The sequence below is a fragment of the Actinophytocola sp. genome, from assembly GCF_049647105.1.
Classification (GTDB): domain Bacteria; phylum Actinomycetota; class Actinomycetes; order Mycobacteriales; family Pseudonocardiaceae; genus Actinophytocola.
Genome location: NZ_JBARWZ010000137.1, coordinates 1 through 23,871, shown reverse-complemented (window position 1 = coordinate 23,871; position 23,871 = coordinate 1). Strand labels below are relative to the sequence as shown.

At 69.2% G+C, this 23,871-nt stretch carries 23 protein-coding genes; 11 read left to right on the top strand and 12 right to left on the bottom strand.

Annotation, left to right across the window (positions count from 1 at the left end):
• The first annotated feature begins 171 nt into the window (after positions 1-171).
• Both WBA97_RS16405 and WBA97_RS16400 read left to right on the top strand, forming a co-directional pair.
• On the top strand, positions 172-1,278 hold the full coding sequence (locus tag WBA97_RS16405) for a calcium:proton antiporter (RefSeq protein ID WP_424231684.1): 1,107 nt from the start codon (positions 172-174) through the stop codon (positions 1,276-1,278).
• A gap of 151 nt (positions 1,279-1,429) precedes the next feature.
• Entirely contained in the window at positions 1,430-1,951 is a 522-nt protein-coding gene (locus WBA97_RS16400) for a DUF1697 domain-containing protein (RefSeq protein WP_424231683.1), read from the top strand.
• A gap of 1 nt (position 1,952) precedes the next feature.
• Here WBA97_RS16400 and WBA97_RS16395 read toward each other — a convergent pair whose 3' ends face one another.
• Entirely contained in the window at positions 1,953-3,437 is a 1,485-nt protein-coding gene (locus WBA97_RS16395; RefSeq protein ID WP_424231682.1) for a glycosyltransferase family 39 protein, read from the bottom strand.
• A gap of 45 nt (positions 3,438-3,482) precedes the next feature.
• Here WBA97_RS16395 and WBA97_RS16390 point away from each other — a divergent pair, with 45 nt between their 5' ends.
• Positions 3,483-4,304 (top strand): endonuclease/exonuclease/phosphatase family protein, encoded by an 822-nt coding sequence (locus WBA97_RS16390; RefSeq protein WP_424231681.1) that lies wholly within the window; start codon positions 3,483-3,485, stop codon positions 4,302-4,304.
• A 162-nt stretch (positions 4,305-4,466) separates the two neighbouring features.
• On the opposite strand, the gene WBA97_RS16385 is transcribed toward WBA97_RS16390, so the two are convergent.
• Complete coding sequence (locus tag WBA97_RS16385; protein ID WP_424231680.1) at positions 4,467-4,706, bottom strand: hypothetical protein; 240 nt, start codon at positions 4,704-4,706, stop codon at positions 4,467-4,469.
• A gap of 68 nt (positions 4,707-4,774) precedes the next feature.
• A complete protein-coding gene (locus tag WBA97_RS16380; protein WP_424231679.1) occupies positions 4,775-5,005 on the bottom strand; it encodes a hypothetical protein in 231 nt (76 codons plus the stop codon).
• A gap of 121 nt (positions 5,006-5,126) precedes the next feature.
• Here WBA97_RS16380 and WBA97_RS16375 point away from each other — a divergent pair, with 121 nt between their 5' ends.
• Genes WBA97_RS16375 through WBA97_RS16365 form a run of 3 tightly spaced genes read left to right on the top strand, consistent with a single transcriptional unit; the run spans position 5,127 to position 8,547 of the window.
• Complete coding sequence (locus tag WBA97_RS16375) at positions 5,127-5,333, top strand: heavy-metal-associated domain-containing protein (protein WP_424231678.1); 207 nt, start codon at positions 5,127-5,129, stop codon at positions 5,331-5,333.
• A 2-nt stretch (positions 5,334-5,335) separates the two neighbouring features.
• Complete coding sequence (locus WBA97_RS16370; protein WP_424231677.1) at positions 5,336-6,262, top strand: hypothetical protein; 927 nt, start codon at positions 5,336-5,338, stop codon at positions 6,260-6,262.
• A gap of 8 nt (positions 6,263-6,270) precedes the next feature.
• Positions 6,271-8,547, top strand: coding sequence for a heavy metal translocating P-type ATPase (locus WBA97_RS16365; protein WP_424231676.1), 2,277 nt, complete (start codon positions 6,271-6,273; stop codon positions 8,545-8,547).
• Positions 8,548-8,600: 53 nt separating this feature from the next.
• Here the strand turns inward: WBA97_RS16365 and WBA97_RS16360 are convergent, their stop codons facing one another.
• Genes WBA97_RS16360 through WBA97_RS16335 form a run of 6 tightly spaced genes read right to left on the bottom strand, consistent with a single transcriptional unit; the run spans position 8,601 to position 15,702 of the window.
• Positions 8,601-10,007, bottom strand: a complete 1,407-nt coding sequence (locus WBA97_RS16360; protein ID WP_424231675.1) for a GH1 family beta-glucosidase — start codon at positions 10,005-10,007, stop codon at positions 8,601-8,603.
• Between the two features lie 31 nt (positions 10,008-10,038).
• On the bottom strand, positions 10,039-11,040 hold the full coding sequence (locus tag WBA97_RS16355; RefSeq protein ID WP_424231674.1) for an ABC transporter ATP-binding protein: 1,002 nt from the start codon (positions 11,038-11,040) through the stop codon (positions 10,039-10,041).
• Positions 11,033-11,986 (bottom strand): ABC transporter permease, encoded by a 954-nt coding sequence (locus tag WBA97_RS16350; RefSeq protein ID WP_424231673.1) that lies wholly within the window; start codon positions 11,984-11,986, stop codon positions 11,033-11,035. Before WBA97_RS16350 ends, WBA97_RS16355 begins: the two co-directional genes overlap by 8 nt.
• A gap of 3 nt (positions 11,987-11,989) precedes the next feature.
• The gene (locus tag WBA97_RS16345; protein WP_424231672.1) at positions 11,990-12,970 is read right to left on the bottom strand and encodes an ABC transporter permease; all 981 of its coding nucleotides are present in this window, start codon (positions 12,968-12,970) and stop codon (positions 11,990-11,992) included.
• Complete coding sequence (locus WBA97_RS16340) at positions 12,970-14,025, bottom strand: ABC transporter ATP-binding protein (protein ID WP_424231671.1); 1,056 nt, start codon at positions 14,023-14,025, stop codon at positions 12,970-12,972. The genes WBA97_RS16345 and WBA97_RS16340 overlap by 1 nt, the downstream gene beginning before the upstream one ends.
• 6 nt (positions 14,026-14,031) lie before the next feature.
• Complete coding sequence (locus WBA97_RS16335; RefSeq protein ID WP_424231670.1) at positions 14,032-15,702, bottom strand: ABC transporter substrate-binding protein; 1,671 nt, start codon at positions 15,700-15,702, stop codon at positions 14,032-14,034.
• 204 nt (positions 15,703-15,906) lie between these two features.
• Here WBA97_RS16335 and WBA97_RS16330 point away from each other — a divergent pair, with 204 nt between their 5' ends.
• The gene (locus tag WBA97_RS16330; RefSeq protein WP_424231669.1) at positions 15,907-17,136 is read left to right on the top strand and encodes an ROK family transcriptional regulator; all 1,230 of its coding nucleotides are present in this window, start codon (positions 15,907-15,909) and stop codon (positions 17,134-17,136) included.
• An 8-nt stretch (positions 17,137-17,144) separates the two neighbouring features.
• Here WBA97_RS16330 and WBA97_RS16325 read toward each other — a convergent pair whose 3' ends face one another.
• Both WBA97_RS16325 and WBA97_RS16320 read right to left on the bottom strand, forming a co-directional pair.
• Complete coding sequence (locus WBA97_RS16325; protein ID WP_424231668.1) at positions 17,145-19,340, bottom strand: discoidin domain-containing protein; 2,196 nt, start codon at positions 19,338-19,340, stop codon at positions 17,145-17,147.
• Positions 19,341-19,474: 134 nt separating this feature from the next.
• On the bottom strand, positions 19,475-20,068 hold the full coding sequence (locus WBA97_RS16320) for a hypothetical protein (RefSeq protein ID WP_424231667.1): 594 nt from the start codon (positions 20,066-20,068) through the stop codon (positions 19,475-19,477).
• Positions 20,069-20,288: 220 nt separating this feature from the next.
• Here WBA97_RS16320 and WBA97_RS16315 point away from each other — a divergent pair, with 220 nt between their 5' ends.
• Positions 20,289-21,344 carry a helix-turn-helix domain-containing protein gene (locus WBA97_RS16315; protein WP_424231666.1) on the top strand — a complete coding sequence of 352 codons (1,056 nt, stop codon included), beginning with the start codon at positions 20,289-20,291 and terminating at the stop codon, positions 21,342-21,344.
• Between the two features lie 23 nt (positions 21,345-21,367).
• Here WBA97_RS16315 and WBA97_RS16310 read toward each other — a convergent pair whose 3' ends face one another.
• On the bottom strand, positions 21,368-22,360 hold the full coding sequence (locus tag WBA97_RS16310) for a LacI family DNA-binding transcriptional regulator (RefSeq protein WP_424231665.1): 993 nt from the start codon (positions 22,358-22,360) through the stop codon (positions 21,368-21,370).
• A 134-nt stretch (positions 22,361-22,494) separates the two neighbouring features.
• Here WBA97_RS16310 and WBA97_RS16305 point away from each other — a divergent pair, with 134 nt between their 5' ends.
• From WBA97_RS16305 to WBA97_RS16295, 3 genes are all read left to right on the top strand, one after another.
• Positions 22,495-23,349, top strand: a complete 855-nt coding sequence (locus WBA97_RS16305; RefSeq protein WP_424231664.1) for an SMP-30/gluconolactonase/LRE family protein — start codon at positions 22,495-22,497, stop codon at positions 23,347-23,349.
• The gene (locus WBA97_RS16300; RefSeq protein WP_424231663.1) at positions 23,346-23,711 is read left to right on the top strand and encodes a YidH family protein; all 366 of its coding nucleotides are present in this window, start codon (positions 23,346-23,348) and stop codon (positions 23,709-23,711) included. The genes WBA97_RS16305 and WBA97_RS16300 overlap by 4 nt, the downstream gene beginning before the upstream one ends.
• Before the next feature lie 4 nt (positions 23,712-23,715).
• On the top strand, positions 23,716-23,871 hold a 156-nt coding region (locus WBA97_RS16295; RefSeq protein ID WP_424231692.1), incomplete at its 3' end, for a DUF202 domain-containing protein.

The window sequence follows — 23,871 nt, the reverse complement described above, 5'->3', positions numbered from 1 at the left end:
CGACGGTAGGCCGGTCGATTGGAGCCCCGGTCCAACATCGGTCACGGGTGACTCGCGCGGTGCGGGTCGAACTCGCGGGTTGTGCGGGTTGGACACGCGGGGGTGTGAGCAATCGGACTATTCGGGCGGGCTGTTGGGCGCGGGGATGGGGTGGCTGGTTAGGGTCGGTGTGTGGGAGCGGACGGTCGCGGCGCGTGGTTGACGTGGACTCGCGTGGTGCCCGTGCTCGCGGTGCCCGTGCTCGCCCTCACCTGGGGGCGTGACCTCGGGGTGATCGTGGTGGTCCTCGTCGCCGTGCTGCTGGCGGCGGCGGTGCTGGCCGCCGTGCACCACGCCGAGGTCGTCGCGCACAAGGTCGGGGAGCCGTTCGGGTCGCTCCTGCTCGCGGTGGCGGTGACCGTCATCGAGGTCGCGCTGATCGTGATGCTCATGGTGTCCGGCGGGCCCGAGTCCGCGTCGCTCGCCAGGGACACCGTCTTCGCGGCGCTCATGATCACCACCACCGGCATCGTGGGGCTGTCACTCCTGGTCGGTGCGCGGCGGTTCCATGTCACCCTCTTCAACGCGGAGGGCTCCGGTGCCGCCCTCGCGACCGTCACGACGCTCGCCGCGCTCAGCCTCGTGCTGCCCACCTTCACGACCAGCCAGCCGGGCCCGGAGTTCTCCACCTCCCAGCTCACCTTCGCCGCACTGGCCTCCATCGCCCTCTACGCGATGTTCGTGCTCACGCAGACCGTGCGGCACCGCGACTTCTTCCTCCCCGTCGCGCAGGCGGGCCAGCGGGAGCAGGAGGACTGCGAAGAGCACGCCGCCCCGCCCGGCCGCCGCGAGGCGCTGATCAGCTTTGTGCTGTTGCTCGTGTCGCTGGTCGCCGTCGTGGGACTGGCGAAGGTAGGGTCGCCCGCCATCGAGGACGCCGTCGCCGCGGTCGGGTTCCCGCCGTCGTTCGTCGGTGTGGTGATCGCCTTGCTGGTGCTGCTGCCCGAGACGCTCGCGGCGGTGCGCGCGGCCGGGCGCGGCCGCATCCAGACCAGCCTCAACCTCGCCTACGGCTCCGCCATGGCGAGCATCGGGCTCACCATCCCCACGATCGCGCTCGCGTCGGTCTGGCTCGACGGCCCGCTGGTGCTGGGCCTCGGCTCCACGCAGCTGGTGCTGCTGATACTGACCGTCGTGGTCAGCGTGCTCACGATCGTGCCGGGCAGGGCCACTCGCCTCCAGGGCGGCGTGCACCTGGTGCTGCTGGCGGCGTTCCTGTTCCTCGCGGTGAACCCCTGAGCCGTCAGCCCCCGAGCATTGCGGCCACCGCGGCGACCACGACCTCCCGCCGCCGAGTCACCAGCCACGTTGTCCACGGTATGTGACTGACCGTCTGGTTGAACCGTCGCGCGGGACGCGGTTGTCGGTCCCGCGCGTTATCGTGCGCGCCATGGTTTACATCGCTCTGTTGCGGGCCATCAACCTCGCCGCGAAGCGGCGGGTGGCGATGGCCGACCTGCGCGCGTGGCTGGCCGCCCTCGGGTACGAGGACGTGCGGACGCTGCTGCAGAGCGGCAATGCCGTGTTCCGCACGAAGAAGAAGGAGCCGACCGTCCGCAAGGAGCTGGAGGCCGCACTCGAGAAGGGCGCGGGCTTCCACATCGACTGCGTGCTGCGCACCGAGGACGAGTTACGCGCGGTGGTGGCCGCCGACCCGCTCGGCCACATCGCCACGAACCCGTCCCGCTACTTCGTGTCCTTTGTGGATGTTCCAGGGGTGTGGCCGGAGATCGACCCCGCCGCCTTCGAGCCGGAGCGCGTCCACCTGGACGGGCGCGAGGCGTACTTCTGGGTGCCGGAAGGCTCGCAGAACTCGAAGCTCCTCGCGGCGTTCCCGGCCCGGCCCGGTCAGATCGCGACCATGCGCAACTGGAACACGGTGACCAAACTTCTTGCCATGACTGAGAAGTAACTCAACTGTAGTGGCGCAGTTCCGGCCACAGCTCCGCCCACGTCCGCACCGGGCCGTGGCACAGCAGGATCGGCTTGCCCTGCTCCTCGTTCCACGAGCCGACCCCGTCGTCCACGGTGGCGCGGCGCTCGCACGTGTGGAACAGCCGCTGCACGCGCGCCGAGTCCGTCGCGATGATCACGGTGGTGATGTGTTCCTCCGGGCTTGCGCGCCACCACAGCTCGTTGTGCCCGCTGTAGACCGGCGGCAGGTCCAGCTCGTCCGACCACCGGTCCACCGCACCCGCCTGGCCGTAGTTCTCGGCGAGCACGATCGTGCTGACCCGGTCCGGCGCCGAGATCGTGCTCGCCACGTCCCCGATCTGCTCCGCGAACCTCTTCCAGCCGATCGACTCCGGGGCCGTCTCGTTCAGCTCGCCGATCGGCAGATCGTCCAAAGCGGACACCGGCAGCACCGGAAGCCCCAGCGGCACCGACACGACCGCGGTGGCCACGAGCCCGAGCACCACCACCGTCCGTCGCACGATCGTGGTCATCCAGGTGGCTGTCGGTACACAACCCGCCGCACACAGCGCCATCAGGAAGCCCACCACGTAGTCCGCGCGCCCACCGGAGTAGACCGTCGCCGCGCACGCGACCGGGTAGGCGATCACGAAGAACCGGAACGTGCGCCGCCGCCACAGCGACACCAGCCCGACGACCGCCAGCACCGAGCCGAACCCGAGCAGCCCGAACTGCAACGGCCCGAACATGATCCGGTTCTCCTCGCCGTCGTCGAGGTCGAGCGCCGAGGCCATCTGGGCCTGCGGCCAGTCGTTCGCCGACTGGTAGAGGAGGTTGGGCAACGCGATCACCAGCGCCAGCAGCGCGCCGAGCCACAGCCACTTCGACGACAGCACCGAGCGCGGGCCCGCGACGAGGATGCCGACGGCGATCCCGAACACGAGCAGCGCGATCAACTGCCGGTTGTACGTCGCCACGCCGACCACCGCGCCGAACGCGAGCCACCACCGGCCGTCGCCCGTGCCGTCGGTACCGATCGCCTTGCACATGAACAAGATCGCCGCCGCCCACAGCGGCAGGTCGAGGGTGAGCGTGAGCAGCATGTGGCCGGCGATCAGCGCCATCGACGACACCGCGATCGAGACCGAGGTCAGCACCTGCGCCCCTCGGGTGCCGCCCAGCTCCCGGCACACCAGCGCCAGCAGCACGACGGTCACCGCGACGGCCAGCGCGGGCACCACCCGCAGCGCGACCACGTTGTCGCCGAACAGCGCGATCGAGAGTTTCGCGACCATCGGCGTGAGCGGAGGCGTGTCGAAGTACCCGGTCGCGGGCTGTTCACCCAGCAGGCGGAAGTACAACTCGTCCCGGTGGTAGCCGTACCGGGTACTGACGGCCATGAGTGTCGCGAACAACGCGGCAGCGACCAGGTTGACGGGCACCGAGGCGAAGGAGGACCGGGCGGTGACCGGGGCGTCAATCACGGGCGGGATTCTTCCGCAAAGATCCGCTCTCTACCATCACTTCTCATGTCCGGTCTCAGCATGCTGACCCTCAACATCGGCAGCCCGTCAGAGGAGCGTGCGCACCGTCAGCTCGCGTGGCTCGCCACCAGGGACGAGGACGTGCTGGTGCTGACCGGGACCAGGGCGAGCGACGGCTGCAAGCACCTCGCCGACGCGTTCCGCTCGGCCGGTTACGCGGTGCTCTATCCCAAGCTCGCGCCCGCCGAGTACGGCGTCATGATCGTCAGTAGGTTGCCGGTTCAGGCCGATCCGATCGGGCAAATGCTGTCGTACCTACCCAATCGGGTGACCGGGGCAATGATTTCCACCCAGATGGGTCTGATTCGTATTCTGGGCACTTACGTTCCGACACGGGACGCGACGGCGGAGAAAACGGAACGCAAGCGGCGCTGGCTGTCGGAGTTCTCCTCGGCGATCGGCGCCGCCGGGCTCGTCGGCGCGAGTGCACAGACCGTGGTGCTAGGCGACCTCAACGTGATCGAACCGGAGCACGAGCCGGCGTACACGTCGTTCCGCTGGTTCGAGTACGACTTCTACCGCGGCCTCACCGACAAGCACGGCCTCGTCGACGCCTACCGCCACCTCAACCCCGAGCGGGTGGAGCACAGCTGGATCGGCCGCACCGGCGACGGCTACCGCTACGACCACGCGCACTGCGGCAAGGAACTCGCCGAGGAGCTCGTCGAGTGCGAGTACGTGCACGAGCCGAGGACGACCCGGCTCACCGACCACTCGGGACTGTCGCTCCGGTTCTCCTGCGACGCGGGCACCCGCCTCGACACCTACGACCCGTTCGAGGTGGCCAGTCCGCCAACGTTGTTCTGACTGGTCCGCCTCCCCGGCATTTAATGTGTTGGTTCCGACCCAGCGCAGGCGTGGGTGCCGAGGTGGATGGTGGCTGGGTGCCGTCACGTTCCCCTGAGGTCACTGTTGGTTGGGCCCAGACTTCGCACAGAGATCCATGGGACAGGACCTAGCCCGTGGCGGTCACAGTTTTGGGGTGGTGCTCGCGTAGTTGTTCTCCGGCGCGGAAAGCAGTTGCTCGGCGTGCTCTCGTGCGAGGTCGGCGAGTACGTGCATGCGGGTGGCCTCCGCGTCCTGGCTGCCGGTCGCGAGGTGGTCGAGGAGCAGGGCCTTGCGGTGGTACCAGTCGGCGACCTCGCGGAGGTCCGCGGCGGGACCTGGCGCGGCCCGCATCACCTGGCCCATCTCTTCCAGCGTGGTCATGCCACCAGTGTGAGCGGGGTCACGTGCCGGGAGCCAGTGAGCCGGTGGGCGATTCGCCCATGAAGTTCTCACGTCGCCAGATGGGGGTTCGCGCGCAGCAGCGTGGTGATCCGCGCCCACCACGCGTCGAGCGACTGCTCCTGTGCGAGATCCCGGTAGGTCACCGGAAGCCCGCGCACCCGAAGGATGTTCACGATCCGCATGATGTCGACCGAGGGCAGCGCGAACGTTCCGCGAATGTCCTCATGGGACACTCTGGCGATGCGGGAGATCTCGCAGGCCAGGTCCTCACGGGTCATGTGGAGAGACTCTCAGTGATCCCTTGAGCACGACATGAGTCCAGCAGGTCGCAGCCCCTTCTATACCGTGCGGGGGTATAGTAGATTGAAGAGCAGACCCTACGGACACGAGGAGTGACTGGTGGCGACGAACACGTACACGGTGACCGGGATGACCTGCGAGCACTGCGTCGGCGCGGTGCGTGGCGAGGTGGCCCAGATCCCTGGTGTCACCAACGTCAAGGTCGAGCTGTCGAGCGGCCAGGTCACCGTGACCAGTGACGAGCCCATCGACATCGAGGCCGTCCGCGCTTCGGTCGACGAGGCCGGTTACAAGTTGGCGAGCTAGCCATGACCGGCTCGAACGCGGCGGTGAAGCTCGGCGGTCTCGCGCTGGTCGTGGCGGTGGTGTTCGGTGCCGCCTACGGCATCGGCAAGGTCGTCGGCCCCGTCGCGGCCGAGCCCGCGCCCCAGGCGGAAGCCCACGAGGGCATGGGTGAGGACTCGGCGGCCGGGGAAGGGCACGGCGACGGCCACGACGCCGCCGCGAGCGTGCCCAAGGGTCTGCAGGTCAGCGAAGGCGGCGTCACGCTCGACGTGCTGACCGACGGGCCGGCCGCCGGACGGCGGGCGGACTTCGCGTTCCGCATCCTCGACGAGGACGGCCACGCGGTCACCGGGTTCCAGCTCACGCACGACAAGCTGATGCACCTGGTCGTCGCGCGTCGTGACCTGTCCGGGTTCCAGCACGTGCACCCGGTGATGGCCGCCGACGGCACGTGGCGGATTCCGCTCACCTTCCCCTCGGCCGGTGACTTCCGCGTGTTCGCGGACTTCCAGCGCGCGGGCGAGGACGAGGGGCAGACGCTCGGCATCGACGTGCCGGTCGCGGGCACCTACACACCCACCCCCTTGCCGCAGGCGGCGCTGACCGCGGTGGCCGGGGAGTACCGGGTCACGTTGAGCGGCAAGCTGGAGCCGGGTACCACGAGCAAGCTGACCCTGTCGGTCGACAAGGGCGGTGTGCCGGTCACCGACCTGCAGCCGTACCTGGCGGCGTACGGCCACCTCATCGCGCTGCGGCAGGGTGACCTGGCCTACCTGCACGTCCACCCCGATGGCGAACCCGGGGACGGGACGACGAGGCCGGGCCCGAACATCGTGTTCTTCGCGGAGGTGCCGACCGCGGGCACGTACCGGCTGTATCTGGACTTCAAGCACGGCGACGTCGTGCGCACGGCGGAGTTCACCGCCGTCGCGACCAAGCACGGGCACTAGGAGACGACATGGCCACCGACCGGGTAGAGCTGGTCATCGGGGGCATGACCTGCGCGTCCTGTGCCGCGCGGATCGAGAAGAAGCTCAACCGCATCGACGGCGTCGAGGCGTCGGTCAACTTCGCGACCGAGAAGGCGCTGGTCAACGGCACGGCGGCGACGGTGGATCTGATCGCCACCGTCGAGAAGATGGGCTACTCCGCCGCGGTCCCCGCGCCGCCGAAGCCCGAGGACGGGGCGGAGGAGCCGCACGACGCGGAGGTGCGGTCGCTGCGTACCCGGCTGCTGGTGAGCCTCGTGCTGACTGTGCCGGTCGTGGCGATGTCGATGGTGCAGGCCTTCCAGTTCGAGTACTGGCAGTGGGCGGCGCTCACGCTCACCGCGCCGGTCGTGGTCTGGGGCGCGCTGCCGTTCCACCGCGCGACGTGGCTGAACGCGCGCCACGGCGCGGCGACCATGGACACGCTGATCTCCATGGGCACGCTGACCGCGCTCGGGTGGTCGCTGTACGCCCTTTTCTTTGGCACGGCAGGCATTCCGGGCATGGAGCACCCGTTCCGGATCACGATCGAACGCACCGGCGGCACCGGCGACATCTACCTCGAGGTCGCGGCGGGCGTCACCGCGTTCATCCTCGCGGGCCGGTACTTCGAGGCACGCGCGAAGAGCCGTGCAGGTTCGGCGCTCCGCGCGCTGTTGTCGTTGGGTGTCAAGGACGTCGCGGTGCTGCGGGACGGGCAGGAGACGCGGGTGCCGATCGACCGGCTCGCAGTCGGCGACCGGTTCGTGGTGCGGCCGGGGGAGAAGATCGCGACGGACGGCGTGGTCGAGGACGGCTCGTCCGCCGTCGACGAGAGCATGCTGACCGGCGAGTCGGTGCCCGTCGAGGTGTCACCGGGGTCGAACGTGGTCGGGGCGACGGTGAACGCGGGCGGGCGGCTCATTGTGCGTGCCACCCGGGTCGGCGCGGACACGCAGCTCGCGCAGATGGCGCGGCTGGTCGAGCAGGCGCAGACCGGCAAGGCGCAGGTCCAGCGGCTCGCGGACCGGGTGTCGGCGGTGTTCGTGCCGATCGTGATCGTGCTGGCGTTCGGCACGCTGGGCTTCTGGCTCGGTACGGGTGCCACCTCGTCGGCGGCGTTCACCGCGGGCGTGGCGGTGCTGATCATCGCGTGCCCGTGCGCGCTGGGCCTGGCGACGCCGACGGCGCTGCTGGTCGGCACCGGGCGGGGCGCGCAGCTCGGCATCCTGATCAAGGGCCCCGAGGTGCTGGAGTCCACGCGCCGGGTCGACACCGTGGTGCTGGACAAGACCGGCACCCTGACGACCGGTCAGATGTCGCTGGTGGCCGTCGTGGTCGCCGACGGCGTGCCAGAGGAGCGGTTGCTGCGGTACGCGGGTGCGCTGGAGGACGCGTCCGAGCACCCGATCGCGAAGGCGATCGCGGACGGGGCGCGGGCACGGGTCGGCACGTTGCCGCCGGTGACCGGGTTCGCCGCCCGCGAGGGACTCGGCGTGCGGGGCACGGTCGATGACCACGAGGTCGCCGCTGGCCGGGTCGTCGACGGCGACGACTGGCTGCCCGCGCTGCCAGCGACGCTGGCCGCCGCGAAGGAGGAGGCGGAGGCCGAGGGCAGGACCACGGTCACGGTCGCGTGGGACGGCGCGGCACAGGGGCTGCTGGTGGTGGCCGACACGGTCAAGCCGACCAGCGCGGACGCCGTGCGGCAGCTGCGGGCACTGGGGCTCACGCCGGTCATGCTGACCGGTGACCACGAGGCGGTGGCCCGGTCGGTGGCCGCGAAGGTCGGCATCGACGAGGTGATCGCCGGTGTGCTGCCCTCGGGCAAGGTCGAGGCGGTCAAGGCGTTGCAGGCCGACGGCCGCGTGGTCGCGATGGTCGGCGACGGCGTCAACGACGCGGCCGCGCTCGCGCAGGCAGACCTGGGGCTCGCGATGGGCACCGGCACGGACGTGGCGATCGAGGCGAGCGACCTGACGCTGGTGCGGGGCGATCTCCTCGGCGCGGCGGACGCGATCCGGCTGTCCCGCCGCACCCTCGCGGTGATCAAGGGCAACCTGTTCTGGGCGTTCGCCTACAACGTCGCGGCGATCCCGCTGGCCGCTGCCGGGCTGCTGAACCCGATGCTCGCGGGCCTGACGATGGCGGCCAGCTCGGTGTTCGTGGTGACGAACAGCTTGCGGCTGCGGAGTTTCACCGCCACCAGCGGCGGCGAGCGGGCAGCGGAGCCCGCTCGCCCGCGCGAGGCACTCACGCCAGCGTGAGGTAACCGAACGACGCGTCGACGGCGACCGGGTGGCCGCCGCCGACGCGGGTCTCACCGGCCGCGGACCTGCCGGATGGTGTCCCGGTACCAGAGCGCACTCTGCTTCGGGGTGCGGACCTGCGTCTCGTAGTCCACGTGCACCAGCCCGAAGCGCTTCGCGTAGCCGTAGGACCACTCGAAGTTGTCCATCAGCGACCACGCGAAGTAGCCGCGCACGTCCGCGCCCTGCTGCCGTGCCGCGGCCACCGCCGCGATGTGCGAGGACAGGTAGGCGGTGCGGTCGTGGTCGGCGACGTAACCGGACGGCTCCGGCTCGTCGTCGAACGCGGCGCCGTTCTCGGTGATCACCATGGCGGTGCCGGGATACTCACGGGACAGCCGCACGAGCAGCTCGGTGAAGCCCTCCGGCACGATCTCCCAGTCCATCGCGGTCACGGGCCTGCCGAGCGGCACGTTCACCGAGACCGGGTTGCCGTCCTCGTCCTCCGTGCGGCCCGCCGCGTCCACCCCGGAGAAGCGGTGGCTGGAGTAGTAGTTCACGCCGAGCACGTCGATCGGCTCGCTGATGATCGCCAGGTCGCCGTCCACCACCGGCATCTTGATGCCACGCACCGAAAGGTCGTCCATGATGTCGCCCGGATACTGACCACGCAGCAACGGGTCCAGGTAGATCCGCGCCCCGAGACCGTCGGCCCGCCGCGCCGCCTCCTGGTCGGCGAGGCTCTCCGTCGCCGCCATCGCGGTGCCCATGTTCAGCGTGATGCCCACCTCGATCGGCTCGGTCGCCGCGGCCCGCATCCGTTGTGCGGCAAGGCCGTGACCGAGTAGCAGGTGGTGCACCGCGTCCATGGCGTCCGCGAAGTTCTGCCGCCCAGGGGCCTGGCGGCCCTCGTAGTAGCCGAGCATCGCCGAGCACCACGGCTCGTTCAGCGTGGTCCACGTGCGCACCCGGTCCTGCAGCCGGTCGAACACCAGCATCGCGTAGTCCGCGAACCGGTACGCCGTGTCCCGTGCCGGCCAGCCGCCCTTGTCCTCCAGCGCCTGCGGCAGGTCCCAGTGGTACAGCGTGACCCACGGGTCGATGCCCGCCCCCAGCAGCTCGTCGACGAGCCGGTCGTAGAACCCGAGACCCTTCTCGTTCGCCGGGCCGGTGCCGTCGGCCTGGATCCGGGGCCACGCCACGGAGAACCGGTACACGTCCACGCCGAGCGACTTGATCAGCGCCACGTCCTGCGGCATCCGGTGGTAGTGGTCGCAGGCCACGTCACCGTTGTCGCCGTCCTCGACCATGCCCGGCGTCCGGCAGTACGTGTCCCAGATGGACACCCCGCGCCCATCCTCGGTGTGCGCGCCCTCGATCTGGTAGGCCGAGGTCGCGACCCCCCACCGGAAGCTCGCGGGAAGGCTCGCGATCAGCTCCGCCTCGTCCGCGGACTCCCGCGTCACTGTGGTATCCAAGAGATCCATCCTCCGTAACTAGACGTCCGGGTCAGCTTCTGACCCGCTCGACCGCGTGCAGCCAGCAGGCCACGGTCCGGTTGTCCTCGCCGGGTGGTGCCGCCAGGATCGGCGAGGAGTCCGCGCATGGCTCGAACGCCTTGGGACAGCGGGGATGGAAGGCGCATCCTGACGGCATCGCGCGGAGGTCCGGCGGCGAGCCAGGGATGCCGGTCAGCTCCCGGCGCGGCCCCCGCAACGCCGGGAACGAGTGCAGCAGGCCGTCGCTGTAGGGGTGGCGTGACTCCCGGTACAGGTCGGCGGCGGGCGCCGACTCGACGATCCGCCCGCCGTACATGATCGCGATCCGGTCCGAGAACTCCACCAGCAGCGACAGGTCGTGCGTGATGAACAGGACCGAGAACCCGATCCGCTCCCGCAGCTCCACGAGCTGGGCGAGGATCTGCCGCTGCATCACCACGTCCAGCGCGGTGGTCGGCTCGTCCATCACCACGACCCTCGGCTCCAGCGCGAGCGCCATCGCGATCATCACCCGCTGCCGCATACCCCCCGACAGCTGGTGCGGGTAGCTGTTCAACCGGTCCGCGTTGATGCCGACCAGCTTCAGCAGATCCCGCGCGCGGGATCGCTGTGCCGCGCGGGTGGTCTTCGGCTCGTGCGCTGCGATCACGTCGCACAGCTGCGCCGCGATCGTGTGCACCGGGTTGAGCGAGTTCATCGCGCCCTGGAACACGATCGAGATCTCCGACCAGCGGAACCGGCGCAGCTTCGCCGTCGACAGCGTCATCAGGTCGATGGGCTCGCCGTCCCTCGGGTGGTACAGCACCTGCCCGCCGGTGATCACGCCGGGCGGTGGCAGCAACCGCAGCATCCCGTACGCCAGCGTCGACTTGCCGCTGCCGCTCTCGCCTGCCAGCCCGAGCACCTCGCCCCGGTTCAACGTCAGGCTGACGTCCCGGACCGCGTGCACGGCGTCGTCCCCGAGCCCGTAGTTGACGTCCAGGCTCCTGATCTCCAGCACCGGCTCAGTCATCGGACCCCCTCAGCACCGGCGTGTAGCCGACCCGCATCTTGACCCCGCGCACCTTCGTGCCCGCGCTGCTGCGCAGCCGGGGGTTGACGTACTCGTCGATGCCGAAGTTCAGCAGCGCGAGACCAGTGCCCAGCAACGCGATCGCGACACCCGGCGGCACGAACCACCACCACGCGCCCTGCGCGAGCGCCTGCTGGCTCTGCGCCCAGAACAGGATCGCGCCCCAGTTCCACTCGGACACGCCGGGCACGCCGATGAACGCGAGCGTGATCTCCGACAGTACCGCGAAGATCACCGTGCCGATGAAGCTCGCCGCGATCACCGCGGTGAGGTTCGGCAGGATCTCGAACCCGATGATCCGCCACGTCGACTCACCCGTCGCACGGGCCGCCTCGACGTAGTCCCTGCGCCGCAGGGAAAGCGTCTGCGCGCGCAGCACGCGTGCGCCCCACGCCCACGATGTGGCGCCGATCACCAGCGCGATCGTCATGTCGTCGGTGTCCGGCAGCGACAGCGTGATGATGAGGATCAGCGGCAGCGCCGGGATCACCAGGAACACGTTGGACAGCGCGGAAAGGCTCTCCGCGCCGAGACCGGAAAGGTAGCCCGACGTCACGCCGATCAGCACGCCGAGCACCGTCGCAACGACACCGGCGACGAGGCCGACGAGCATGACGCTGCGGGAGCCGTCGAGCATCTGGCTGAACAGGTCCTGGCCGAGGTGGGTGGTGCCGAACCAGTGGTCGGCCGACGGCCCGATCAGCAGCTCACTGCCGCGCTTGCCGGGCTCGTACGGGGCCAGCATCGGCCCGAAGATCGCCAGCAGGCAGAAGAACCCGAAGATGACCAGGCCTGCCATGGCCTTGCGGTTCTGGAAGAACCGCGACCGGCGGCGGCGTTTCACCGGTGCGATCGCAGGCATGACGTCCGCGGTAGGCAGTGCCACGGCTCAGCCCTCCTTCCTGGTGCGCGGGTCCAGCAGGAGGTAGACGAGGTCCGCGAACAGGTTCGCGACCAGCACCGACAGCGTGATGACCAGGAAGATGCCCTGCACGAGCGGGTAGTCCTTCGCGCCGACCGCCTGGAACAGCTGGAACCCGACGCCGGGGTAGGAGAACACGATCTCCACCAGCAGCGTGCCGCCGACGATCAGGCCGAGCGACAGCGCGAACCCGGACACGTTGGGCAGCAACGCGTTCCGTGCCGCGTAGCTGATCATCACCCGGCGCTCGGAGAGGCCCTTGGCATGCGCGACGGTGATGTAGTCCTCGGAGGACACCGTGAGCATCATGTTGCGCATCGACAGGACCCAGCCGCTCATCGACGAGATCAGGATCGTGATCGCGGGCAGCAGGCTGTGCTGGACCGCGCTCCACACGAAGTCCATGTCCCAGCTCGGCACCACGCCGGGGTCGTAGCCGCCGGACGACGGGAACGCGCCGCCCGCGTCGGCGAGCAGCGTGATGGCGATGAGGCCGAGCCAGAAGTACGGGATGGACGACAGGAACGTCGTCACCGGCATCAGGATGTCCGCCCACGACCCGCGCCACCAGCCCGCGAGCACGCCCATGAAGGTGCCGAGCAGGAAGCTGACGACCGTGGTGAGCCCGACGAGGCCGAGCGTCCACGGCAGGGAGTCGGACAGCACCTCGGACACCGGCGTCGGGAAGAACGTGAACGAGAGGCCGAGGTCGCCGCGGAACAGCTGGCCGAGGTAGGAGAAGTACTGCTCGACGATGCCCGTGTCGGTGTTCAGTCCGAAGAGGATGTACAGCGACTGGATCGCGTTGGCGTCGAGCTGGCCGCGCGAGCGGGCGATCAGCGACTGGACGGGATCGCCGGGGATGAGCCTCGGGAGGAAGAAGTTGATGGTGATCGCGGCCCATGCGGTGAACACGTAGAACCCGACGCGCCGCAGGAGGTAGCCCATTATCCGGACACCTCCTCTGCCGCCTCGGCGACGGTCTTCTGGTCGTACAGCCAGCACGCGGCCCAGTGCGGTCCGTCCCCATTGGACTCGGCGGCCAGCCTCGGCGGCGCCTCCGTCGTGCAGCGCGCCATCGCGTGCGGGCAGCGTGGGTGGAACCGGCAGCCGTCCGGTGGCGCGATGAGGCTCGGCGGTTCGCCACCGCCGACGTCGACGACGTCCGCCTCCGCGCCCGCGATCCGGTCGGGGTCCGGCGCGGACGCGATCAGCAGCCGCGTGTACGGATGCGCGGCGTGCTGCGTGACGGCCTCGCCGCTGCCGCCCTCGACGACCTGGCCCGCGTACATCACCAGCACCTCGTCGGCGAAGTACCGCGCCGACGCGATGTCGTGGGTGATGTAGAGGATCGCGAGGTTGAGCCGGTCGCGCAGGTCCCGCAACAGGTTCAGCACCCCGAGCCGGATCGACACGTCCAACATGGACACCGGCTCGTCGGCGAGCAGCGCCTCCGGCCCGGCGGCGAGCGCCCGCGCGATCGCGACGCGCTGCCGCTGTCCGCCGGAGAGCTCGTGCGGGAACTTGGACAGGAACCGCTCGGGCGGGGTCAGCGAGACCCTGGTGAGCAGCTCCTCCTCGGTCGTGTCGCTGTGGTGGATCTTCAGTGCGCGCGTGAGGTGGTAGCGCACGGTGTGGATCGGGTTGAGGGACGCGAACGGGTCCTGGAAGACCATCTGCACGCGGCGGCAGTAGGCGCGGAACCGCCGCCCGCCGGTCGAGTGCACCGGTACGCCGTGCAGCAGGATCCGCCCGTCCGTCTGCTTCACGAGCTGCGCCATCAACCGTGCCACGGTCGACTTGCCCGATCCGGACTCGCCGACCATCGCGGTCACGCGGCCCTTGCGCAGCACGAGGTCGACCTGTTCGACGGCGTGGACCGCCCGCCGCGGCTGGAACAGCGTCCGCAGGCGGCGCCGGATGGGGAAGTGCTTGGTGAGGCCCACCGCCTCCAGCACCACGTCGGTGGTACTGGGGGCGGTGGGCTTTGCGCTGGTCGTCATGGCTTCTTACGAGGCCGGCTTCAGGTGCAGGATGATGTCGAGCGCGTTGGGCTGCGTCGGCTGGGCAGGCGCGTACTGGTTGTTCTCGTCCGGCCAGCCGACCCAGTTCTTGGTGCTGTACTCGCCGCCGGCGTTGGCCGCACCGGTGATCAGCACCGGTGCCTGCTCGACGTAGATCTTCTGCAGCTCGTCCATCGCGGCCTGGCGGACCGTGTCGTCGGCCGCGTTGGCGTACTGGTTCAGCGCCTCGGTCGCGTCCGCGTTGCGGAACCTGCCCCAGTTGCCGTTGACACCGGCCGTGCCCTGCGGCTTGTACAGTGCACCGTCCATGATGGACTGGTACAGGTCGTACGGGGTCGCGCCGTTGTTGGTCCAGTGCATGGCGGCCTCGAACTGGCCGGTGTCGATGTTGGTGGTCCAGACGTCCTGGTTCGCCTTGTCGACGGTCGCGTCGATGCCGATCTCCGAGAAGTTGTCCTTCAGGATCTCGAGCGTGGTGATGTAGTCCGACCAGCCTGCCGGGTTCGACATCGTCAGCTTGACCGGCTTACCGGTCGGGTCCATCAGCTTGTCGCCGGAGAAGGTGTAGCCGCTGTCGGTGAGCAGCTCCTTGGCGCCGTCGACGTCGACCTCGAACTCCTTGCCCTTGTACGCGTCGGCGAGGAACGGGTCGCCGGCCGGCGTCGGGATGCCGGTGATGTTCTTGATCTCCGGGTAGAAGTAGCCCGCCTCACCCTGCACGAACACGTCGTTGCGGTTGATGACCATGTTCATCGCGCGACGCAGGGCAGGGTCGTCGAACGGCTTGAGCTCGGTGTTGAGGAACAGGCCGTGTGCGGCGAGGACCGGCGGGAACCACAGCTTGTGGTGTTCCGGGTCCTTGTTGACGTAGACCGCCTTGTAGTTCGAGATGAACGTGAACGCCCACTCGGACGAACCGTTGGCGAGTGCCGTGGTCTGCGCGTTGTTGTCGTTGTACGACGTGTAGCGCAGCTCCTTGACCTGCGGCAGGTCCTGCCAGTAGTTGTCGCGGACGGTCAGCGTGACGGTCTGTGGCGTGAAGGTCTTCAGTTGGTACGGACCACTGCCGACGGGCTCCTTCACCGTGTCGGTGGCCGGGTCGGCCATCTTGGACCAGATGTGCTCGGGCACCATCGGGGTCTGGGTGAGGATGTCCATCTGGTTCACGAACTGGGAGCTCGTGAACGTGATGGTCGCCTTGTTGCCGTCGGCGGTGGCGGCGGCGATCGGGATGGCGTTGATGTTCAGCGCCGGGGTGCTCTTCAGCAGCGTGAACGTGTACGCGATGTCCTCGGCCGTCAGCGGCGTCCCGTCGGACCACTTCGCGTTGTCGCGGATGGTCAGTTCGAGCTCACGGAAGTTGTCCGACCAGGCCCACTCGCTTGCGAGCCATGGCTTGCCCTCCTCGGCCGGCTTGACCTGGTTGGTCATCACGAGCGGCTCGTAGAGCGCCCACCGGTAGCCGAGTGAGCTGCTGGAGCTGGAAGGGAGGAACGGGTTGTGGTTCTCCGTCTGCGGACCGTTGGGCATGCCGACGTTGAGGACGGCGTTCGGGTTGCCGTCGTCGCCGCCGGTCTTGCCGTCGCCACAGGCCGCCAGACTGACGGTGAGTAGTAACGCCGCGGCGCCGGCCACGGCCTTTCGCCTGAGTCGCATGGGGACCGGACTCCTTTGTCGGGGAAAGGGATCGCGAGCGTGCACGCTGCCTGTTGGGTCGGAGTCAACTAGGTGAGCGGGGTCACGTCAATAACGGACGGGTAACGAACTTAGCCTTATTTAAAGACGCGAAGAAAGTCTGCGCATGAACTATGGTCCTCTCTCGTTAGGCTGACGCGACAAGGTCGGGAAGGGACGGTGCTCATGCAGCCGAGACGTGCGACGGTTCGTGACCTGCGCAGGCGCAACCGGTCGACGCTGCTGTCCACGCTCTTCTTCGAGGGGCCGCTCTCCCGGCACGAGCTGGGTGGCCGCACCGGCCTCTCGGCCGCGACGGTGAGCAACGTGGTCGCGGAGATGATCGACGACGGCCTGGTGATCGAGGCGGGCCAGGTGGAGTCGGACGGCGGCCGCCCCAGGGTGCTGCTGCGCGTCGACCCGACCTACGGCCACGTGGTCGGCATCGACGTCGGTGAGACCGGCGTGACCATGGAGCTGTTCGACCTGTCGATGACCCGCCTCGCGACCGTCGACCGTCCACTCGCGACTCCGCAGCCGGACGTCCGCGTGGTCGGTGAGATCATCGCGGCGGGCTTCGGCGCGCTGCTGGCGGAAGCGGGTGTCGCGGAGTCGTCGCTGCTGGGGGTCGGCATCGGCGTCCCGGGCACCGTGGAACAGGGCGCGACGGTCCGGGTGCACGCACAGACCATCGGCTGGGACGGCGTCGCGCTCGCGGACCTGGTGCGGGAGCACGGGATCACGGTCCCGGTGTTCGTCGAGAACGGCGCGAAGACCCAGGGCCAGGCGGAGATGTGGTTCGGTGCCGGACGCGGCGCGCGGCACGCGGTGATCGCGCTGATCGGCTCCGGCATCGGCGCGACGGTGATCACCGACGGCACCACGTACCGGGGTTCGACGAGCAGCGCGGGGGAGTGGGGGCACACGACGCTCTCGTACGGCGGACGGCTCTGCCGGTGCGGTGCGCTCGGCTGCCTCGAGGCGTACGTCGGTGCGGAGGGGATACTCGACCGGTTCAGGAAGGCCCGTGGCGGCAAGGCGGTGCCGAGGGAGGACGAACAGTCCCAACTGGACTTCCTGCTCGACGCGGCGGCCCGGTCCGACACCGCGGCGGCCGTCGTCGCGGAGACCGTCGGCTACCTCGGCGCGGGCATCGCCAACCTCGTCAACCTGTTCAACCCGGAACGGATCGTGCTCGGCGGATGGGCGGGCATGGCGCTGGGTTCCCGGCTGCTGCCCGAGATCCGCACCGCAACGGCCGCCCACGCGCTGCGCCATGCGTACGAGCAGACGTCGATCGTCCTGTGTGAACTCGGTCCGGACGCGGTGGCCGTCGGCGCGGCCACCCTTCCGGTCGAGGCACTGCTCAGCCTTGGGACGGACCCGAGAGTCCGTCCCAAGGCTTCCGCGTTGTAGAACCAGGATCACGGGTAGTTCGCCACGTAGCTCACCTGGTGCGGCTGGTTCGCGACCTCGCCCGTGTCGTTGATGACGCGGTTGATCGTGCCAACGCCGCCGAGCGACACCGTCACCAGCCCGTGGAACCGGACGCCCGACTTGTTCGGCACCTCGAAGCCGCGGCTCGCGACGACCGCCGGGTTGGTGTTGAAGAAGCAGTACGACCCGACGCCCCACGCCTCGTGGTTGGTCACGGAGTCGGCGACCTTGTACGACGCCCAGCCCTGCGCACCGCCACCACTCGAGCCCCACGCCGCGTTGCTCGGCGGGTCGTAGGGCATCTCGTTCTGGTAGAAGTACGTCCTGCCGTTGTTGCCGTTCCAGATCGTGTTGTACTGCTGGTAGTGCTCGACGAACAGGCCGTACATCGTCACGTTGTCACCGTTGACCACGAGGCCGTTCTGCGCGGTGTTCGTGTTCCACCCGATGCCGGTGCCATGATCGCCGCGCCACAGCCACATGTGGTCGCCGATTACGTCCTTGCTGTTGATACGCAACGAAACCGTCGCCTTGCCCGCATGCTGGCCGCCGACGCGGAAGAACACGTCGTGCAGCGACGTCGGGTTCGCCGAGTGGCTCGCCGACGAGCCGGACGGGCCGATCTCCGCGAGCACGGAGGAGTTCTGCGGGCCCGCGTCGATCAGCATGCCCGCGAGCTTCACACCGTCCACATCGGACACCGTGATGGCAGGGAGGCCGGTGTCCGGCGTGAGCGTGGCGAGGCCGAGGCCCAGCACGACCGTGTTCGGGTTGGTGACCCGGATCGTGTCGTTCAGGTGGTGGATGCCCGGCGTGAACAGCAGGTGCTTGCCCTGCGCCAGCGCGGCGTTGATCGTCGCGGCCGGGGTGCCCTCCTGCACGACGTAGAAGTCGGCCAGGGAGATCGAGGAGCCGGCCGGGTTGCCGCCGCCCCACGAGGTGCCGCGGGTGTTCTCTCGCACCGCCGGGACGAACACCCGGTACTCACCGCTGCCGTCGAGGTAGAGGAACGGCTTCTCGCGGATCTTGGGCGTGGTGTCGACGACCGTGTGCGACGGGTTCGGGAAGTTCTGCGCGGGTGCGCCGGTGGTGCCGGTGAAGACCATGTTCCACACCGAGCCGTTCCAGCCGCCGCGCAGGTCGCTGTTGCGGGTGAAGAACTGCTGCTGCGAGCCGGAGACCGCGACGCCGTCGATCTGCGAGTCGGCGATCAGGCCGCCGGAGGCCCAGCCGTCGCCGCCGTTCCAGAGCTGGACCTGACCGCGCAGGTGCATGCGGCGGTAGGGCGCCGCCTGCGAGACGGCCCAGCGCTCGATCTGCCCGGCGGGGAGGGTCACCGACAGGTTCTCGGCCGAGCGCCAGAAGTTCTGGGTGGCGTTGCCGAGGTTGTTCGGGTTGTCGCCCTGCTGGAGCCAGTCGGCCTCGACGCGCACGTGGCCGTTGAGGTTCACCTGGTCCGGCAGCAGCCCGAGGCCCGCGACCTGCGTGTAGAAGCGCAGGTCGACGTCGGCGTTGTAGGAGCCCGGCTTGAACAGGACCGCGTAGCGCTGCGTGCCGAACTGGTTGGTCTTCATCTGCGCCGCGATCGAACTCAGCCGGGACTGGATCGTCGACTGCGGCGTCGAGGGATCGAAGACGAACGTGTTCGGGCCCAGGTTCGGGTTGCGCGGGTCGGTCGGCGGGATCACCGGACCGGAGCCGCCGCCGTCCGTGTTCACGGAGAGCTCCCAGAGCGAGTAGCCGTACTGCGTGGCGCGGGCGGTGCCGTTGACGCGCAGGTACCGGCCGGTGCCGGTGACGTCCAGCGTCTGGTTGCCGCCGGTGCCGGTGGTGGTCGAGTAGATCGTGGTCCAGCTCGACGCGTTGTCGGAGACCTGCAGCTGGAACGCACGCCCGTAGGCGGCCTCCCAGTTGAGCCCGACCCGGCAGACCTGCAGCGAGGAGCCGAGGTCCACCTGTAGCCACTGCGGGTCGGAGAAGGCGCTGGCCCAGCGGGTGCCGGTGTTGCCGTCGACGGCCGCGGCGGCCGGGGTGCCGCCGTTCTCCGTCGAGGAGGCGGTGGCGGTCTTGCCCTGCGCCACGTTGGTGGTCCCGCAGGCAAGTGGCGCCGCCTGTGCCTGCGGAATGGTGAGAAGAGCCGCGGCCGCGAACACCGTGGTCGCGGCGGCGAGGATGCGTTTCATGTGGCCTACCTGTTTCGATCCAGATGCGTGCAGGGGGTGGATCGGGCGGGGTTCGGAACCGGTACCGGAACCGGTTCCGAACCTGTGATGCATTTAACAAGCAGGCAACATTCACGTCAAGATGCGAATGGGTGTCAGCTCCGCGGCAGGTCCTGCACCCAGCTGCGGTAGGTCTGACCGCCCATGCGCAGCCGGGGCAGCGGCAGGAAGTTCTCGGCCTCGATGCCGTCGTACCCGTGTTTGACCACGGAGCGGTAGAACCGCTCTGTCACGCCGAGGATCAGCGGCGCGGCGCTCTTCTTCAGCCGCGACTTCAGTTCATGGCAGTCGAGGAGCCGGACCATGAGGTCGATGTCCTCGCCGAACGGCCCTCGGCTGTCGTAATGGATGTCCCCGAAGTGCACGGCGACTCGCAGCCGGAACTCATGGGCGCGCAGCTCGTCGCGCAGTACCGGAACGAACGTGTTGAGCAGCAGCAGTTTGGGGAGCTCGTCGACGGGTTGGATGAACGCCATGGCGCCATCACCCCGGTCGACGAACGGCTCCCGGAACTCGTCGCCGACACCGGCGGCGATCAGGCTCTTCTCGAAGACCTCGTACATCGCCTGACGGAGCCGTGCCCGCTGTGTGTTGTTCCGGTCGGTGGACCGTTCGACATCGACCCCGACAATCGTCCGCTGGACGGGGACCGGGGCGATCCTCCGCTGGACGGAGAGTGGGGCGTTCATGATGGCCGCGCATGCTTCATCACAGGCTCCTGACCCTGGAGCTGCGTGGTCGTTAAGACCGAGCTTCAGTAAATTTCAGTGATTGTGATATGCTCCACTGAGGTAAGTGTAAGTGGCGGACGGACTTGTTACAAGATGGCCGTGGTCTGAAGATCGCGGTGTAGCACTCGATAGGGCATCATTTCCAGCAACTGAATTTTGCTGAAAGGCATTGAACGCGGTGACAACGGCGGATCTGGCGCGACGAGTACGCGCGCTGCGCATCCATGAATGGCCGAGCAGGCGGATCACGCAGGTTCAGCTCGCAGAAGCGCTCGGGGTGAGCCCGGCCCTGATCTCGTCGTGGGAGAAGGAGACCAGCAACGCGTCGCCACCCGCGCACCGCCTGGAGGCCTACGCCACCTTCTTCGCCAGTGAACGGTCGGTGGAGCGCGAGCCCTACCGGGTCCTGGACGTCGAGAAGCTGACGGCGCAGGAGCAGGCGCGCAGGGAGGAACTGCTCGACGAACTGATCAGGCTCAGCGACTCGCAGCATGGCCGGGCACCGGCCGCCACCCCGTCACCGTTCGACGGCACCCTGTTGCAGTTCCCCGTCGGCGAGGACATCACGATCGTCTGCTCGGAGCTGCCCCCGGAGCGGCTCCGCCAGGTGCTGAACCCGACCCCGGAGCAGCCCGACTACGTCGCGGCGTACAAGTACGGCGACCTGGACGCGTTGCTGGAGATGTGGGGCCACCTCCGCGCCGCGAACCCGTTGTCGCGGGTTGGGAAACGGACCTATTCGGAGATGGAGGGGGATGACTACGCCACCCACCTCGTCCTGCTCGGCGGGATCGACTGGAATCCGGTCACCCAGGAGGTGATGGAGTCGGCCGGTCTGCCGGTGCGCCAGCTGGAAAGGGAGGACGACTCCTCGCTCGGCGGGTTCGAGGTCGGCGACGGTGAGGAGCGCACGCTCCTCGAGCCCATGGTGCAGGACACCGGGACGCACGCCGTGCTCGGCAAGGACGTCGCCCTGTTCTTCCGGTCCGTGAGCCCCTTCAACAAGAAGCGGACGGTGACGGTTTGCAACGGGATGCACCAGTGGGGGACCTTCGGTGTGGTGCGTGCGCTCACCGACTACCGGTTCCGGGACCGCAATGAGCAGTACCTCCGCAATCGTTTCGCGGGCACCGACACCTTCAGCATCATCACGTGGGTGCGGGTGGTGAGGGGCGGCGCCATCACACCGGACTGGAGCAGGAGCCACGATCGGCTGCACGAGTGGCCGACCTGAGCGCAGGTCTCGTCGCGCCCCTCCTACACCGCCGGGGCGCTTTCGCGGATCACCAGGGAGGTGGGGACCACCAGGGGTTCTTCCGTCGGGGTTTCGCCCGCCAGGTGGGACAGCAGCATGGTGGCCGCCGCCTCGCCCATCTCCCTGGACGGCTGGCGGACCGTCGTCAGCGCCGGCTGGGTGTGTTCCGCGATCGAGATGTCGTCGAAGCCGATGACCGCCACGTCGCCGGGTACTGAGCGACCCGCCGCTCGTAAACCGTCCAGTACGCCGACTGCCATCAGGTCGTTGTGGGCGAAGACGGCGTCGAACGGGACGTCTTTAACCAGTAGCTCCTCGATCGCCGCCTGGCCGCCGCCTCGGGTGAAGTCGCCTTCCAGCACCAGGTTGGCGTCGAAGACCGGGCCTGCGGCAGAGCGGAAGCCCGCCGTGCGGTCGCGGGTGCAGCCGAACGTCGCCGGGCCAGTGACCATCGCCAGGCGGCGTCGGCCCAGGGTGAGCAGGTGGGCGGCCGCGTCGGCCGCGCCCTTGTCGTTGCTCGTCGCGACCGACGGGAAGCCAGGGTGGTGGCCGCGGTCGTCGATCATGACCACCGGGAGGCCCTGCTCGTGCAGGCTCGTGATGTAGGACAGGGTGTCGGGCGGCTCGACCAGCAACAGGCCGTCGAACGCGTTCGCGGACACGTGGCGCTGGAACTGTGTCAGGGACTGCTCGCCCCGGTTGACGGTGTGCAGCAGCAGTCCGTAGCCCCTGGCCTCCAGCACGTCCGACACGCCCTGGAGCACGTCGCCCATCCACGGCCACGTCAGACCCGGCACCAGCATGCCGACCGTCTGGGTGCGGCCCCTCGCCAGGCCGACCGCACCCGCGCTGGGCGTGTAACCGGTGGCGGCGATGACCTCGCGCACCCGGATGGCGGTGGCCGCGTCCACGTCTCCCTTGTTGTTGAGGACGCGTGACACCGTCGTCTTGCTGACCCTCGCTCTTCTGGCGACCTCGGCGATCGTCACGCGCATGCGGGTGAGGATACGTTCACGCGCCGGCTCCGATGCCCTGACCGGTCAGTTCCACCCCGACCAGCCTCGCGAGTGGCCCTGAGGGAGGCCGCTGACAACTCGCCAACACGCGAGGCCGGAGTACGGTCCTGCGTGTGATCGTCGACGTGGTGCTGGCGGCGGAGGCACGGCTGGGCGAGGGCCCGATCTGGGATCCGCGCAGCTCGTGCCTGCGATGGGTGGACATCAACCGGGGGCAGGTCCACCGGTTCGACCCGGCTTCGGGGGTGGACACCTTCTTCGAGGTCGGCGAGGCGGTCGGCACGGTCGCGGTGCGTGCGGCGGGCGGACTGGTCATCGCGACCACGTCGGGGCTCTACACGTGTCTCGAGGACGGCGGCAGGCGGACGCTGCTGCACGCGGTCGGGACCACGCCGTCCGGCGGCCGGTTCAACGACGGCAAGGCCGACCCGTGGGGGCGGATGTGGGCGGGCACCATGCTGGACGACCCGCACGGGGCGTGCGCGCTGTACCGGATGGACCCGGACCACTCGCTGCACCCGATGGTGACCGGTGTGTCCTGCTCGAACGGTCTCGGCTGGTCACTGGACGGCTCGACGATGTACTACATCGACACGCCGACGGGCGGCGTCGACGCGTTCGACCACGACGTGTCCTCCGGCGCGCTGTCCGGGCGCCGCAGGCTCATCGACGTCGACCGCGGCTGGCCGGACGGCATGACCGTCGACGCCGACGGTTGCCTGTGGGTCGCGCTGTGGGACGGCTGGGGGTTGCGCCGGTACGCGCCGGACGGGCGGTTGCTGACCACGGTGCAGGTGCCCGCCCAGCGGGTGACGTCGTGCGCGTTCGGCGGGCCGTCGTTGTCGACGCTGTACATCACGACGGCGCGGGCCGGGTTGCGGGACTTCGCGGGCCAGCCGTCGGCAGGCTCGTTGTTCGCGGTGGACCCAGGGGTGGCCGGGCTGCCGCCGGGGGAGTGGGCGGGGTGAGCTGGCCGTCGCGGTTGCGTGCGCGGGGCACCGACCCGGATCCGCGGTTCAGCTTCGCGAACGAACGGACCTTCCTCGCGTGGATCCGGACCGCGCTGGCGTTGCTGGCCGCGGGCATCGGGCTGGAGGCGTTCGCGCCGCCGTTCGCGGTGCCGGGGCTGCGGCAGGTACTGGCCGCGTTGCTGGTGCTGGCGGGGGTGGGGATCAGCGGGTTCGCGTTCCGGCGCTGGCTGCGGAGCGAGGAGGCCATGCGGGAGCGGCGGCCGCTTCCGCCGCCGAGGTTCGCGCCGTGGCTGTCGTACGGGATCGCGGTGGTCGCGCTCGCGGTCTTCGTGCTGCTGGTGGTGGCGAACCTGCGATGAACCCGTGACCGAACCGCCTGGAGTGCAGAACGAGCGGACATCCCTCGCGTGGGTGCGGACCGCGCTGGGGCTGGTCGCCTGCGCGTTGCTCACCGGGCGGCTGGCGGTGGTGCGCGGCGAGGGCTGGGCCGTCGGCGCCGCGCTCGCGGCCGCGCTGCTC

Bases quoted from the DNA above. Each gene is read 5' to 3' on its own strand.
- WBA97_RS16400 (WP_424231683.1), top strand. From the start codon at position 1,430: ATGGTTTACATCGCTCTGTTGCGGGCCATCAACCTCGCCGCGAAGCGG.
- WBA97_RS16390 (WP_424231681.1), top strand. From the start codon at position 3,483: ATGTCCGGTCTCAGCATGCTGACCCTCAACATCGGCAGCCCGTCAGAG.
- WBA97_RS16385 (WP_424231680.1), bottom strand. From the start codon at position 4,706: ATGACCACGCTGGAAGAGATGGGCCAGGTGATGCGGGCCGCGCCAGGT.
- WBA97_RS16380 (WP_424231679.1), bottom strand. From the start codon at position 5,005: ATGACCCGTGAGGACCTGGCCTGCGAGATCTCCCGCATCGCCAGAGTG.
- WBA97_RS16370 (WP_424231677.1), top strand. From the start codon at position 5,336: ATGACCGGCTCGAACGCGGCGGTGAAGCTCGGCGGTCTCGCGCTGGTC.
- WBA97_RS16365 (WP_424231676.1), top strand. From the start codon at position 6,271: ATGGCCACCGACCGGGTAGAGCTGGTCATCGGGGGCATGACCTGCGCG.
- WBA97_RS16355 (WP_424231674.1), bottom strand. From the start codon at position 11,040: ATGACTGAGCCGGTGCTGGAGATCAGGAGCCTGGACGTCAACTACGGG.
- WBA97_RS16345 (WP_424231672.1), bottom strand. From the start codon at position 12,970: ATGGGCTACCTCCTGCGGCGCGTCGGGTTCTACGTGTTCACCGCATGG.
- WBA97_RS16340 (WP_424231671.1), bottom strand. From the start codon at position 14,025: ATGACGACCAGCGCAAAGCCCACCGCCCCCAGTACCACCGACGTGGTG.
- WBA97_RS16335 (WP_424231670.1), bottom strand. From the start codon at position 15,702: ATGCGACTCAGGCGAAAGGCCGTGGCCGGCGCCGCGGCGTTACTACTC.
- WBA97_RS16330 (WP_424231669.1), top strand. From the start codon at position 15,907: ATGCAGCCGAGACGTGCGACGGTTCGTGACCTGCGCAGGCGCAACCGG.
- WBA97_RS16325 (WP_424231668.1), bottom strand. From the start codon at position 19,340: ATGAAACGCATCCTCGCCGCCGCGACCACGGTGTTCGCGGCCGCGGCT.
- WBA97_RS16320 (WP_424231667.1), bottom strand. From the start codon at position 20,068: ATGAACGCCCCACTCTCCGTCCAGCGGAGGATCGCCCCGGTCCCCGTC.
- WBA97_RS16310 (WP_424231665.1), bottom strand. From the start codon at position 22,360: ATGCGCGTGACGATCGCCGAGGTCGCCAGAAGAGCGAGGGTCAGCAAG.